Annotated in this window: 17 protein-coding genes; 12 read left to right on the forward strand and 5 right to left on the reverse strand. The window is 67.0% G+C overall.

From position 1 onward, the window contains the following. Positions 1–17 precede the first annotated feature (17 nt). The 12 genes from hisA to LDN95_RS08540 all read left to right on the forward strand — a co-directional run bounded on the left by hisA (position 18) and on the right by LDN95_RS08540 (position 8,066). Positions 18–746, forward strand: coding sequence for a 1-(5-phosphoribosyl)-5-[(5-phosphoribosylamino)methylideneamino]imidazole-4-carboxamide isomerase (gene hisA / locus LDN95_RS08490; protein WP_226017227.1), 729 nt, complete (start codon positions 18–20; stop codon positions 744–746). Next, positions 743–1,504: an imidazole glycerol phosphate synthase subunit HisF gene (gene hisF, locus LDN95_RS08495; RefSeq protein WP_226017228.1), complete on the forward strand. Its 762-nt coding sequence runs from the start codon at positions 743–745 to the stop codon at positions 1,502–1,504. The genes hisA and hisF overlap by 4 nt, the downstream gene beginning before the upstream one ends. 247 nt (positions 1,505–1,751) lie before the next feature. Next, complete coding sequence (locus LDN95_RS23145; protein WP_255630812.1) at positions 1,752–1,886, forward strand: hypothetical protein; 135 nt, start codon at positions 1,752–1,754, stop codon at positions 1,884–1,886. 71 nt (positions 1,887–1,957) lie between these two features. Beyond that, complete coding sequence (locus LDN95_RS08500) at positions 1,958–2,281, forward strand: phosphoribosyl-ATP diphosphatase (RefSeq protein WP_226017229.1); 324 nt, start codon at positions 1,958–1,960, stop codon at positions 2,279–2,281. 2 nt (positions 2,282–2,283) lie between these two features. Then, on the forward strand, positions 2,284–2,661 hold the full coding sequence (locus LDN95_RS08505; RefSeq protein WP_226017230.1) for a histidine triad nucleotide-binding protein: 378 nt from the start codon (positions 2,284–2,286) through the stop codon (positions 2,659–2,661). A 77-nt stretch (positions 2,662–2,738) separates the two neighbouring features. Then, entirely contained in the window at positions 2,739–3,224 is a 486-nt protein-coding gene (locus LDN95_RS08510) for a YbgC/FadM family acyl-CoA thioesterase (protein ID WP_226017231.1), read from the forward strand. Then, the gene (gene tolQ, locus LDN95_RS08515; RefSeq protein ID WP_226017232.1) at positions 3,221–3,922 is read left to right on the forward strand and encodes a protein TolQ; all 702 of its coding nucleotides are present in this window, start codon (positions 3,221–3,223) and stop codon (positions 3,920–3,922) included. Before LDN95_RS08510 ends, tolQ begins: the two co-directional genes overlap by 4 nt. Positions 3,923–3,926: 4 nt before the next feature. Then, a complete protein-coding gene (locus LDN95_RS08520; RefSeq protein WP_226017233.1) occupies positions 3,927–4,382 on the forward strand; it encodes a biopolymer transporter ExbD in 456 nt (151 codons plus the stop codon). A 4-nt stretch (positions 4,383–4,386) separates the two neighbouring features. Further along, positions 4,387–5,403, forward strand: a complete 1,017-nt coding sequence (locus tag LDN95_RS08525; protein ID WP_226017234.1) for a TonB C-terminal domain-containing protein — start codon at positions 4,387–4,389, stop codon at positions 5,401–5,403. After that, positions 5,400–6,809, forward strand: coding sequence for a Tol-Pal system beta propeller repeat protein TolB (gene tolB / locus LDN95_RS08530; RefSeq protein WP_226017235.1), 1,410 nt, complete (start codon positions 5,400–5,402; stop codon positions 6,807–6,809). Before LDN95_RS08525 ends, tolB begins: the two co-directional genes overlap by 4 nt. A gap of 87 nt (positions 6,810–6,896) precedes the next feature. Continuing rightward, complete coding sequence (pal, locus tag LDN95_RS08535; protein ID WP_226017236.1) at positions 6,897–7,415, forward strand: peptidoglycan-associated lipoprotein Pal; 519 nt, start codon at positions 6,897–6,899, stop codon at positions 7,413–7,415. Positions 7,416–7,532: 117 nt separating this feature from the next. Further along, on the forward strand, positions 7,533–8,066 hold the full coding sequence (locus LDN95_RS08540) for a J domain-containing protein (RefSeq protein WP_226017237.1): 534 nt from the start codon (positions 7,533–7,535) through the stop codon (positions 8,064–8,066). 4 nt (positions 8,067–8,070) lie between these two features. On the opposite strand, the gene LDN95_RS08545 is transcribed toward LDN95_RS08540, so the two are convergent. The 5 genes from LDN95_RS08545 to LDN95_RS08565 all read right to left on the reverse strand — a co-directional run bounded on the left by LDN95_RS08545 (position 8,071) and on the right by LDN95_RS08565 (position 12,450). After that, on the reverse strand, positions 8,071–9,252 hold the full coding sequence (locus LDN95_RS08545; RefSeq protein ID WP_226017238.1) for a CCA tRNA nucleotidyltransferase: 1,182 nt from the start codon (positions 9,250–9,252) through the stop codon (positions 8,071–8,073). Continuing rightward, positions 9,245–9,853: a CoA pyrophosphatase gene (locus tag LDN95_RS08550; RefSeq protein WP_226017239.1), complete on the reverse strand. Its 609-nt coding sequence runs from the start codon at positions 9,851–9,853 to the stop codon at positions 9,245–9,247. The genes LDN95_RS08545 and LDN95_RS08550 overlap by 8 nt, the downstream gene beginning before the upstream one ends. Next, positions 9,850–10,431 carry a DUF1285 domain-containing protein gene (locus LDN95_RS08555; RefSeq protein ID WP_226017240.1) on the reverse strand — a complete coding sequence of 194 codons (582 nt, stop codon included), beginning with the start codon at positions 10,429–10,431 and terminating at the stop codon, positions 9,850–9,852. The genes LDN95_RS08550 and LDN95_RS08555 overlap by 4 nt, the downstream gene beginning before the upstream one ends. 23 nt (positions 10,432–10,454) lie before the next feature. Next, a complete protein-coding gene (locus LDN95_RS08560; RefSeq protein WP_226017241.1) occupies positions 10,455–10,964 on the reverse strand; it encodes a GNAT family N-acetyltransferase in 510 nt (169 codons plus the stop codon). Between the two features lie 73 nt (positions 10,965–11,037). Next, positions 11,038–12,450, reverse strand: coding sequence for a short-chain fatty acyl-CoA regulator family protein (locus tag LDN95_RS08565; protein WP_226017242.1), 1,413 nt, complete (start codon positions 12,448–12,450; stop codon positions 11,038–11,040). Between the last annotated feature and the right edge of the window lie 163 nt (positions 12,451–12,613).

Consider the following 12,613-nt stretch of genomic DNA (forward strand, 5'->3'; position numbering starts at 1 on the left):
ATTCGAAAGCGTTGCCCATGATCGTGTTTCCCGCCATCGACCTCAAACGCGGGCAGGTGGTGCGCCTGGCCGAAGGCGACATGGCCCGCGCCACCGTCTATGGCGATGACCCTGCCCATCAGGCGATGCTGTTCGCGCAAGAGGGCAGCCAGTTCCTCCACGTCGTCGATCTCGACGGCGCGTTCGCGGGGGAAGCGGTCAACCGCTCGGCAGTGGAGGCCATCCTCGAGACGTTCCCCGGTCACGTCCAGCTCGGCGGCGGCATCCGCACGCCGGTGGCGGTCGAAGGCTGGTTCGATCTGGGTGTGTCGCGCGTGGTCATCGGCACGGCGGCGCTGAAAGATCCCCAGTTCGTCAAGGACATGGCAAAAGCATTTCCCGACGGCATCGTGGTGGCGGTCGACGCGCGCGATGGCATGGTTGCGACCGAGGGCTGGGCCGAAGTCTCCGACGTTTCCATCGTCGACATGGCGCGCCGGTTCGAGGATGCGGGCGTGGCCTCGCTGCTGTTCACCGACGTTGGCCGCGATGGCATGCTCAAGGGCTGCAACGTGCAGGCGACGGTCGATCTGGCCCGGTCCACCGACCTGCCGGTTATCGCCAGCGGCGGGGTCAAGGGACTGGACGACATCCGCCTGCTCAAGATCCACGAGGCCGACGGGATCGAGGGCGTGATCACCGGGCGCGCGCTGTTCGAAGGGCGGCTCGATCTGCGCGCGGCGATCGCGATGGCGGAAGCGGCATGACCGTCCGCGTCCGGGTTATCCCCTGCCTCGATGTGCGCGATGGCCGCGTGGTGAAGGGGGTGAACTTCGTCGATCTGCGCGATGCCGGTGATCCGGTCGAGCAGGCGCGCGCCTATGACAAGGCGGGTGCGGACGAGCTGTGCTTCCTCGACATTTCCGCCAGCCACGAAGGGCGCGGCACCTTGCTTGACGTTGTGGCGCGCACGGCAGAGGTCTGCTTCATGCCGCTGACCGTGGGCGGCGGGGTGCGCAGCGCCGACGATGCGCGCGCACTGCTGCTGGCAGGCGCAGACAAGGTGGCGGTCAATTCCGCCGCCGTCGCCCGGCCCGAACTGGTGCGCGACATTGCCGAACGCTTCGGCGCACAATGCGTGGTCGGTTCGGTCGATGCGCGCAAGGTGGGCGAAGGGCGCTGGGAGATCTTCACCCACGGCGGGCGCAAGCCAACCGGGATCGACGCGCTGGCCCATGCGGTGCGTCTGGCCGAATTGGGCGCAGGCGAGTTGCTCGTCACCTCGATGGACGGGGATGGCACGCAGGCGGGCTATGACCTTGGCCTGACGCGCACGATCGCCGATGCGGTCGGTGTGCCGGTGGTGGCCAGCGGTGGGGTGGGGTCGCTCGACCATCTGGTCGAAGGCGTGACCAAGGGTCATGCCAGCGCGGTGCTGGCGGCTTCGATCTTCCACTTCGGCACCCATTCGATCGCGCAGGCCCATGCCGCGTTGCGGGCGGCGGGATTGCCCGCGCGCGCCTGAACTTTTGGGGCCTGATTTTTGGGGCCTGATTTTTTGGGCCTGAACTTTTGGGCCTGAACTTTTGGGCGGGAGTCCCGAAATCGGTCGCTTTGCTCAACCGAATGGTTAGTGGGCGTTAATCGATACCGTGGTATTGAAACGCATTCGGTGGCGGGGGCCACTCGCCGCCAATTGAGCGGCACTTTCTGACGGGACTTTGTTCTTGCAACGCTTGCTGGCCGCCATTTCACTCCCCTGCGTGATCGCCATGGCCACGATGCCGGTTTCGGCTTTGGCGGGGACGGGCGGCATCACCATCGACGAACCGACCAATCTGGCTTTGCTGGCACTTGGTTTCATCGGCCTGATCATCGGTCGCCGCGCAGCCCGCCGCAAGGATTGAGCGGGATACGGGCGACGGCCTGAAGCGGACGCTTGACCCGGCGCGCACGGCGCTCCATTGCCGCGTGGCCCATGGACAGCGCCACCATCCTTGCCCGCCTTGAAGCCATCATCGCCGCACGCCGTGCCGGTGATCCCGATGCGAGCTATGTCGCCCGCCTGAACGCCAAAGGCATCGGCAAGATCGCGCAGAAAGTGGGCGAAGAGGCAACCGAGGTGGTCATCGCCGCGCTGACCGGTACCGCGCAGGATCTGGTCGGTGAATCGGCCGATCTGTTGTTCCATTTGCTGGTCCTGCTGGGCGCCCGTGAGGTGCCGGTGCAGGCCGTGCTGGATGAGCTGCAGCGTCGTGAGGGCACCTCTGGGATTGCCGAAAAGGCCAGCAGGAGTTCGTGACAATGGCGGTCGATGCCACGCTTCCCTATGACGATCAGAACATCTTTGCCCGAATCCTGCGCGGGGAGATCCCGGCGCGCAAGGTGTTCGAGGACGACTGGGCGCTGGCCTTCCACGACATCAACCCGCAGTCGCCCACGCACATTCTGGTCATTCCCAAGGGTGCTTATGTAAGCTGGGACGACTTTTCCGCCCGCGCTAGCGAGCCTGAGATTTCAGGCTTCGTCCGTGCGGTCGGCCATGTCGCGCGTGAGGCCGGGCTTGTCGCGCCGGGCTATCGCCTGCTCGCCAACACCGGGCTCGACAGCCATCAGGAAGTGCCGCATTTGCACGTCCACGTCTTTGCCGGGCGGCCGCTTGGGCCCTTGCTCGCCCGCTGATCTACCAAGAAGGGCTGCGCAATCGTTAACGCATCCTTGCCCCGACGCCGCGTGGCGGGTTACTAGGGGCCTGACCCATGATTTCGCCCGAACCGCCCTCTGGCCGCTTTGACGGCGCGCGCCACCTCTTTGCCGTGCGTGTCTATTTCGAGGACACCGATCTTTCGGGCGTGGTTTATCATGCCAATTACTTGCGCTGGTTCGAACGCGCCCGCTCCGACATGCTGCGGCTGATCGGGATCGAGCAGCGTGCCGCGCACGATGCCGGCGAAGGGGCCTATGCCGTCACGGATATGGGCTTGCGCTATCACCGCCCGGCTCGGCTTGACGATGTGGTGCTGATCGAAAGCCGCGTCGAAGCGGTCACCCCCGCCACCTGCCGCCTGCTTCAGCAGGCGTTCAGGGGCACAGAGCTTTTGTGCGCGGCGACAGTCCGCGTCGCATTCGTCGCACCTTCCGGTCGGGCACGGCGTCAGCCACCCGCCTGGCTGGCCGCGATCCAGTCCGTCCACGAGCCCGTCACCGCTGATGGTGCGGGCCATGCGTTGAAAGGCCCCGCATGACGATTGCCCTTCTTGCCGCCGGTGCAGCGGGCGCGCCGACCCGGCTGAACCCGGTCGAACTGTTCCTGCACGCCGACATCGTGGTGCAGGTGGTGATGGCCGGTCTCGCGCTCGCCTCGGTCTGGATCTGGATGATCATCCTGGGCTTCACGTTCCGCGTCGCGCGGGTTTCGGGGAACAACCGCAAGTTCGAGGAAGGCTTTTGGGAGGCGCGCGACATCGACGTCTACCAGAAGGAGCAAGGCAGCGCGGCGATCCCGTCATCGCGCGTGGTTGCGGCCGCTCTGGCCGAATGGCGGCGCTCCACTTCGGGCAAGGCGGTTGACCGCGAGGGCACGCGCCAGCGGCTGGCCAGCGCCATGGACAGCGCGGTGACCGCCGAGACCGACAAGCTTTCCGCGCGGCTGAACTTTTTGGCGACGGTCGGCTCGGTCGCGCCGTTCGTCGGCCTGTTCGGCACGGTCTGGGGCATCATGGACAGCTTCTTCCACATCGGTGCGCAGCAGAATGCCTCGCTGGCGGTGGTCGCCCCCGGCATTTCCGAAGCGCTGTTCGCCACCGCGATGGGGTTGTTCGCGGCGATCCCGGCGGTCGTCGCCTACAACCGCTTCTCGCACCGGGTGAACCGCTTTGAAACGCAGCTGTTCCGCTTTGCCGACCGCTTCCACGCGACGTTGAGCCGCGAACTGGAGAACTGAGGCAATGGCGATGAACCTGGCCTCGGGAGGCGGCGGCGGCCGCAGCAGGAGGCGCGGTCGTGGCCGTGCCGCGCCGATGAGCGAGATCAACATCACCCCGCTGGTCGACGTGATGCTGGTGCTGCTGATCATCTTCATGGTCACCGCGCCGATGCTGACCGCAGGTGTGCCGATCAACCTGCCCGACAGCAAGGCCGAGGCGCTGAAGGAAGATGTTCGCCAGATCACCGTCAGCATGGACGGCGAAGGACGCGTGTTCCTTGACGATCAGGAGCTTGCGCCCGGCGAACTGGGCGATCGGCTGGCCAATGTGCCCAAGGGCGATCATCCGCCACTCGTGACGCTGCGCGCCGATCGTGGGCTTGATTATGGCCGCGTGGTCGAAGTGATGGGCGAATTGAACGCCGCCGGGTTCAAGTCGATCTCGTTGGTCACCAACGGTTCGGTGCAGGCCCCCTGACCGCATGGCAACGCGCGCCGACATCGACGATACCCGTAGCGGGCTGACCGGCGAAGAAGCGCTGGCGCTGGTGCTGGCGGTGGCGGCGCATGTCGCGCTGCTGGCGGCGTTCACGCTTGCCCCGCCGGGCCGGTCGGTGCAGCCGCCGCCCGAACGGATGACCGTAACGTTCGCCGATACCGTGGCCGACCGGTCGCTGTCCCCCGACCCGCAGGCACAGCCAGCGCCCGATGTGGCGCCCGAACTGGGCGAGCCGGAGCCGCAGCCCGAGCCTCAGGCGGAACCGGCAAAACCCGAACCGGCAAAGCCGCAGCCACCCCAACCTGCTCCGGCAAAGCCTGTACCGCCCAAGCCGGTTCCGCCGAAACCTGCGCCACCCAAGCCGGTTCCGCCCAAGCCTCAGCCAGCGCCGCCCAAGCCTCAAGCCGCACCAGCCAAGCCAGTGCCGCCCAAGCCAGCGCCGCCCAAGCCACAAGCTGCGCCTGCCAAGCCTTCACCCGCGAAGCCACAGGCCGCACCAGCCAAGCCTGCGCCGGCCAAGTCGCAATCCGCCGCGCAGTCAGCCGCGCGTCCTGCGGACGATCGCACGCGGCGGCGCACCACCTTGCCGACCGGAGGCAGCCGGATCGGCGACGATTTCCTGCACGGCATCGCGTCATCGAGCAATCCGGGGACCGCGCGCACGCCGCCTGCCGACGCGGTCGGTCCGGCGCCGGTCGCCGCGCTGCGCAGCGCGGTGTCGCGGCAGATCAAGCCGCGCTGGGCCGCGCCGCAGGGCGTCGACACCGACAAGCTGGTCACGGTGCTGGCGTGGAGCCTCAATCCCGATGGCTCGCTGGCGGGCAGGCCCGTCGTCGTGTCACAAAGCGGCATTACCGACGAGAACCGCGCGCAGGCGCAGCGCCATGCCGAACAGGCGATCCGCGCCGTGCAACTGGCCGCTCCGTTCGATCTGCCGCCGCAATTTTACGCCAGTTGGAAACGCGTTGAGTTCCGCTTTGACAGGAAGTTGTCGCAATGAAGACCTGCAAGCTCGTGCTGTTGCTCGCTGCCGCGCTGCCCGCGCTGGCGCTGTCCGTCGTCAGCGTTCAGGCGCAGCAGCAGTTGTTGCCGGGATCAAATGCCAAGCCGGCAGAACCTGGCAAGCCTGCCGAGGACACCGTGCTGACCGGATCGGTCACCGATGAAAGCGAATGGCAGGATCTGGGCGTGGCGATACCGGGTTTTTCCACCGATCGCCCGGTATCCACCGCGGCCGAGGGCGGCAGCACCGATGTGCTGGGCAAGAACCTTGCGCGCGTGGTGTTCAACGATCTGAAGAACAACGGGCTGTTCAAGCCGACCGGGCCCGACCAGTTGCCGGGGATCGCCTATGCCGAAGTTGCTGCACCTGCGTTCCAGGGCTGGCGTGCGCGCAATGCCGAAATGCTGGTGCAAGGCTTCGTCAAGGCCGCCGATGACGGGCGGTTGACGGTTGGTTGCTATCTTTACGACGTGGCGCTGGGTCAGGAACTGGCGCGGCAGGGCTATGTCGTGCGACCCGACGAATGGCGCCGCGCCGCGCACAAGTGCGCCGACATGGTCTATTCGCGGTTGTCGGGGGAAAGCCCCTTCTTCGACAGCAAGATCGCCTATATCGCCGAGACCGGGCCCAAGGATCATCGCCGCAAGCAGTTGGCGATCATGGATTCGGACGGGGCCAACCACCGCTTCATCACCAACGGGCAGGCGACTGCGCTGACCCCGCGCTATTCGCCCGATTACAGCCGGATTGCCTATCTCAGCTATCTGAACGGCAACCCGCGCATCTATGTCTATGACATCGGCACCGGCCAGCAGCATCTGGTGACGCAGGCCAAGGGGCCGACGTTTGCCCCGCGCTGGTCGCCCGATGGCAAGTACATCCTCTATTCGATGGCGATTGCGGGCAATACCGACATCTATCGCGTTCCGGCGAGCGGCGGCGAATCGGTGCGGCTGACCAACACCACCGGCATCAACGTCGGCGGCAGCTATTCGCCCGACGGCAGCAAGATCGTGTTCGAAAGCGACCGTTCCGGATCGCAACAGGTCTATGTGATGAACGCCGATGGCACCAACCAGCAGCGTATCAGCTTTTTCGGCGCGCGCGCGGCCACGCCCGAATGGAGCCCGCGCGGCGACCAGATCGCGTTCACCTATCTTGGCGGCAATTTCCGCATTGCGGTGATGAACCCGCAAGGTGGCGGTTTGCGTTTCCTGACAGACAGTTGGCAGGATGAAGCGCCGTCCTGGTCGCCCAACGGACGGATCATCCAGTTCTTCCGCACCGAAAGGGGCAGTGGTCGCACCGCGATCTGGCAGGTAGATCTGACCGGACGCAACGAACGCAAGTTGAAAACGCCGGTCGACGCCTCCGATCCCGCATGGGGACCGGTGCTGCCCTGATCGAAACAAGACGCAGGACGGAATCGGTTGCGATTTTGTCTTGTGCAATGCACAATCTGTCGCAATCCCCGTCAAGGAGTACTGATCATGCGCCGCCGGATCCTCTCCATCACTGTTCTGGCCTCAAGCCTTGCGCTCGCCGCCTGTGCCAGCACTCCTGCAGCCTTGCCGCCACAGCCTTCGGGCGCCACCACCAGCACGGCCGGTGCGCAATTGCCCGCGCCTTTGCCTGCCGGTCCGGTTCCGGGCAGTCAGGCCGATTTCCTCGCCTCGGTGCTGTCGGATACGATCCATTTCGACACCAACCTGTACACCATCGACGCCGAAAGCCAGGGCATCCTGCAAAGTCAGGCCCAGTGGCTGGCGCGCAATCCCGGCAAGTCGGTAACGCTGGAAGGCCATTGCGACGAGCGCGGCACCCGCGATTACAACATCGCGCTGGGCGAACGCCGGGCCAACGCGGCCAAGAACTATCTGGTCAGCCTGGGCGTTTCCGGGTCGCGCGTCACCACCGTCAGCTATGGCAAGGAACGCCCGATCGCGCTTGGCTCGGATGAGGCAAGCTGGGCCAAGAACCGCCGCGCGGTGACGATCACCGTCCAGTAAGCGCAGGCTTCTTGGCATGTATGGCGGGCTCGGGGTGCAATGCTCCGGGCCCGTTTTGCATGCGGGTTGCCGCATCGGCATCTTGACGTTGGGCGCAGGTTCGGGCTTTGCGGGTTCATGGCGCGAAACGGGCGGACAAATGACTGGGGTTTCCCCCGCTGGCGCGGCTACGGCAGCTCGCGCGAGGCGGCGCAAGTGCGTCTGTGCGATCGGCATGGCTGCAACGAGCCGGGCAACTGTCCTGCGCCAAAATCGCCCAACAGCCCGGATCGCTGGTATTTCTGTCAGGCTCATGCCGCCGAATACAACGCGGGCTGGAACTATTTCGAAGGGCTGGACAAGGAAGAGGCCGAACAGCGCGAGCAGGCCGAACGCGGCGAATCCTCGGGCTATCGTCAGGCGGCGTGGGCGGAATGGGGCGGATCGGGCGACGGCACCCGCAGCCGTGACGAATTGCGCGCGCTTGAGGCTCTGGAACTCGAGCCCGACGCCGATTACGAGGCGGTGAAGCGGGCCTGGCGGACCAAGGCCAAGCTGGTCCACCCGGATGTGCGCCCCGGCGACGCTGCTGCTGCCGCTGAATTCCTGAAGCTGCAGACCGCCTACGAAGTGCTGCGCGCGGCCGAGGAACGCCGGGAGTGGCGCGGGTAAGCGGCTATTCCGCCAGCGTTTCGTCCAGCAACTGCGCTACCCGCGCGTCGTCCGGAAAGCCCTCGGCCACCCAGCGCGATTCGACCGCGCGCAGGATGCGTGCAACTTCCGGTCCCGCACTGATCCCCCGCGCCACGATCTGTCCGCCCTTCAGCGGCAGACGCGGGATCGACCAATCTTGCAGAGGCGCGATGGACTGGCCGAGAATGAGCAGGCGGTCGACGGCCTCGTCCCGCCCGATGTGGTAGGCGAGGGCGCGCGCGTCTGCGTCCGAGCCTGACCTTTGCGCCACGGCTGCCAGATGCTTGCGCTGCGCGGTGGACAGGCGCAGCCGCGCGGCGACTTGTTCGACCAGCGGCGGCTCGGCGGGAAGCAGGGCGGCAAAGCGGCGCAGTGCATCCGGCGCGACCGATTGCGCCCGTTCGGTGGTGATCAGCGGGGCGAGCGCTGAGGCGTCGGCCTCGGGCAGAACTTGCGCCAAAATACCCAGTTCGGCCATGCGCCGCACCGTCGGGGCCGGATCGGGCAGGCCGAGCAGATTGAGCAGTTCGGCGGCAATTCGTTCGCGCGAGAGGCCCTTCATCCCCGCTGCCAGCGCCGCGCACGCCGCCTCTGCAGGCGCGTCCGCCGGATACCCGCCAAAGCGCGCCTGAAAGCGGAAGTAGCGCAGGATGCGCAAGTAATCCTCACGGATGCGCTGCTCGGCATCGCCGATGAACCGCACGGTGCGGCTGCGCAGATCGTCCAGCCCACCGAACCAGTCGGACACCGCCAGCGTGCGCGGATCGGCATAGAGCGCGTTGATGGTGAAGTCGCGGCGAGCAGCGTCCTCCTGCCAGTCGGTGGCGAAGGCGACCGTGGCGTGGCGGCCATCGGTCTCGACATCACGGCGCAGCGTGGTGATCTCGACGGGCCCCCCGGCCAGCACGGCGGTGACGGTGCCATGGGCGATGCCGGTGGGTACGGCCTTGATCCCCGCTGCCTTGAGCGCGGCCAGCGTCTGCTCGGGCAGGCTTTGGGTTGCCATGTCGATGTCCTTGACCGGCTGCCCCAGCAAAGTGTCGCGCACGGCTCCACCCACCCAGCGGCAGGTGCCGGCACCCGCAGGGTCGAGCGCGACGACCAGAGCGGCCAGATCGTCACGCCGGGTCCACGGCGCTGCGGGCAGGCGGGTCGGCTCAGCCATGCCAGTCGATCCGCCGGGCAAGGTTGGCGATGATCCCGCCGGTCACACCCCAGATGCGGTGGCCAGACCACACGATCTCGACATATTCGCGCCGTGCCCCGCGCCATTCGCCGCCTTTATAGACGATGTTGGCCGGATCGAGCAGGAAGCCGAGCGGTGGTTCGAACCACGAAGCGACTTCGCCCGGATTGGGGTCGATCACGGGCGTTTCGGGCACCAGCGCCAGCACCGGGGTGATGTCATAGCCCGAATAAGTGCGATAGCGGTCGGTCGCGCCGATCAGCCGCACACCTGCGGGGTCGAGGCCCAGCTCCTCATGCGCTTCACGCAGCGCGGCCTGTTCCGGGGTTTCGCCCGGCTCGAGCTTGCCACCGGGAAAGGCGGCCTGACCGGGGTGCGCGCGCATGTGTGCCGGGCGGTGGATCATCAGTACGCCGGGGCCGTCGGGATGGTCGGGACGGTGGGTGATCGCGATCAGCACTGCCGCCGGGCGCAGCGGCACCGCCGGATCGAACGCGTCGGATTCGTCCACCGCACCCGAAGGATCGGCATGGCCTTGCGCAAATAGCGCTTGCAGCCGGGCGATCAGCGCATCGCTCATGCGGCAGGTTCCGGCGGAGTGAGAGCAAAGCGCAGGCCCGCGCTTTCTACCGCAAGCGCCTCTGGCTCGGACACGGTCAAAGCGTGGTCGATCAACTGTCCGTACGTGCTGCGGTTGAGCCGCGCTTCGGTGCCATGGCGCACACCAAGGTAGAACGCGGGCAGATCCGCCGTTCCGGCCACGCGCAGCGGGTGGTCGGCATCGGCCAGCACGATGTCATCGGTGTTGAGCCGAAAGGCGAGCACCGCGCGGCCGTTATCGTCATGGCGCACCTGCATGTCGGTGGCGAGGAACCCGGCGTCGTCGACCGCGATCGCCAACCGTTGCGTCGGCGTCATCAGCCAGTGCCGGCCATCGGCATCGCGGATCAGCAGCGAGGCGAAAGCGCGCACCATGGCGGGACGCGAGATCAGGCCACCTTGATGGAACCAGCGCCCGTCGGCGGCGATGCGCATCTCGCTGTCGCCCGATGCCGCCGGGGCCCATTGGTCGAGCGGCGGCAAGCGGCGGGCGGCAATGGCTTCGGCCAGTTGGCCAAGGCTTAGCGTGGCAAGTTCGGGGGGCGGTTCATAGGGCATTGATCATGCCCTGCCAGAACCGTTCAGCCGCGCCAAGGCCCGAGCATGCCCTCTTGGGGCAGGACGGCCGGATTGGCGGTGCGACACAACAGCCGTTCGGGCGCCCAGGGGCCGGGAAGCGTCCAGCCTGCGGTGTGCGCGGCGGAAAAGCCGAAGAAGCGCTCGTAGTATTCCGGATCGCCGATCAGCACTTGCGGCAAGGGCGCGCGCGGGTCGATCACGGTCAGGCTGGCGGTCATGAGCGCCTGCCCATAGCCCAGCCCTTGCGCGTGGGGCAGCACCGCCACCGGACCGACCATGATCAACGGATGCGCGCGGCCGGTCGGATCGGTCAGCGCGACCGGCCAGCACTGGATCGTGCCGGCCAGCATGTCGTCATCATCAAGCGCAGCGAACGAGAGCGCCTGCAGCCATTCGGTCCCTTCGCGCAGGCGATAGGCGGTGCGGGTGTGGCGCTCGGGCTCGAACGCGGTGTCGAGCACTTGCTCGACCAGCGCGGGGTCGACGTCGGCGAGCGGAATGATCGTGGCCACAGGGCACAGCCTTTACAGGACGGAACAACAAGGGCTTGGCCGATAGCCGGGGGGAGCCGTGTGGGCAAGCCGTTCAACTCTCGCCAAAGCTGAACGGTTGCGCGGCGCGACGGAAATCGTCGGGCAGGACATCGCGGCCAAGCGGCGGTTCGGCGCGGGCGGTGCAGTCCGCGCGCTGGCACAGGCGGCAGGTCAGCCCGATCGGGGTGGGTGCGGGCGGCGCGCTGCCTTGCGCGGTCTGGGCATAGACCAGCTTGGGCGCGTGCTCGGCCGCGCAGGCGATCGCGATCGCGCGCAAGCTGGCGGGCTTGCCAAAGCCGCCGCCGCCCGAGGTGACGGTGCGTGCGATCGAGAAGAAGCGCTGTCCATCGGGCAGTTCCAGCCACTGGGTCAGCACTTCTCCGGGGCGGCGGAAGGCATCGTGCAGGCTCCACAGCGGGCAGCCCCCACCGTGCGCGGCAAAGGGGAAGCCCGCGCCGTCCAGCCGTTTGGACACATTGCCCGCCGCGTCCACCCGGATGAAGAAGAACGGCACCCGCTCCTGCCCCGGCTTGCCCAGCGTGGTCAGACGGTGCGCCACTTGTTCAAAGCCGACGCCGAATTGCCCGGCCAGCGCCTCGACATCATAGGCGTGCGCATCGACCGCGCGGGCAAAGCGCTCATAAGGCATGACCAGTGCTGCCGCGCCATAGCTCGCCAGCGCGCGCCGGACGAGTTGCGCGGCTGTCGGGCTGGCAAAGCTTTCCCCGCGCACCAGCGTGGCGATTTCGGTGCGCAGTCCGGTATACGCGATGTGCAGGGCGATCTGCCAGTCGCGCGCGGACGGCGATAGCGTTTCGTCGAGCAGCAGTTGCTCGCCGTGGCGATCATAGCGGCGGATGGCGCCCATCATCACTTCGGCGGGCAGGCGGCGCACGCGCGTGCCTTGCTGGCGGACCCATTCGGCGCTGCCGCCCGCCTTGTCGACTTCGCCCGCCAGCGATTCGGCGCGCGAATCGAGCGTGGGGAAATAGTTGCGGCGTGCGCTCAGAAACGCGCGCGCCTCGCCCACCGGATCGGCGGCGCGGTCGGTGCCAGCCCCGGCGCGCAGGCCTGCCAGCGCCTGCTGTTCGCGCGCATAGGCGCCGTGCAGGCGCAGCATCGCCTCGGCCATGCCGGGAAAGCTTGTGGCGATATCGGCCACTTCAAGCGCGGGCAGATCGATTTCGGCGAACAGCGGATCGCGCAGCACTTCGGCAAGGCGCCGGGCGTAATCGTCGCGATCCTCGGCGGCGAGGTCGGTCACGTCGAGGCGGTAGGAGCGGGCAAGGCGCAGCAGCAAGTCGGCGGTGAGAGGGCGCTGGTTGCGCTCGATCAGCGCGATGTAGCTGGGCGAAATGCCAAGGTCTTCGGCCATGGCGCCCTGGGTCAGCCCCAGTTCGCGGCGCAAGCGCTTGATCCGCGGACCAAGATAGAGCGGGCGGGAAACGGCGTTTTCGCGGACCATGGTTAAGCAAATCCTGCGGTGTGTGAAGCCTGTACAACTTTACAAGCAAATTCTGTAAAGTTTGACAACAAGACTTCGCAAGGCATTACGCGGCCCGGCGTTCCGCTCTAGGCCGAATTCACACCGCAGCCGCCGGCCGCAAGACACATGCAGCGTGAAGGAC

The sequence above is a fragment of the Novosphingobium sp. FKTRR1 genome (genome assembly GCF_020404405.1).
Classification (GTDB): domain Bacteria; phylum Pseudomonadota; class Alphaproteobacteria; order Sphingomonadales; family Sphingomonadaceae; genus Novosphingobium.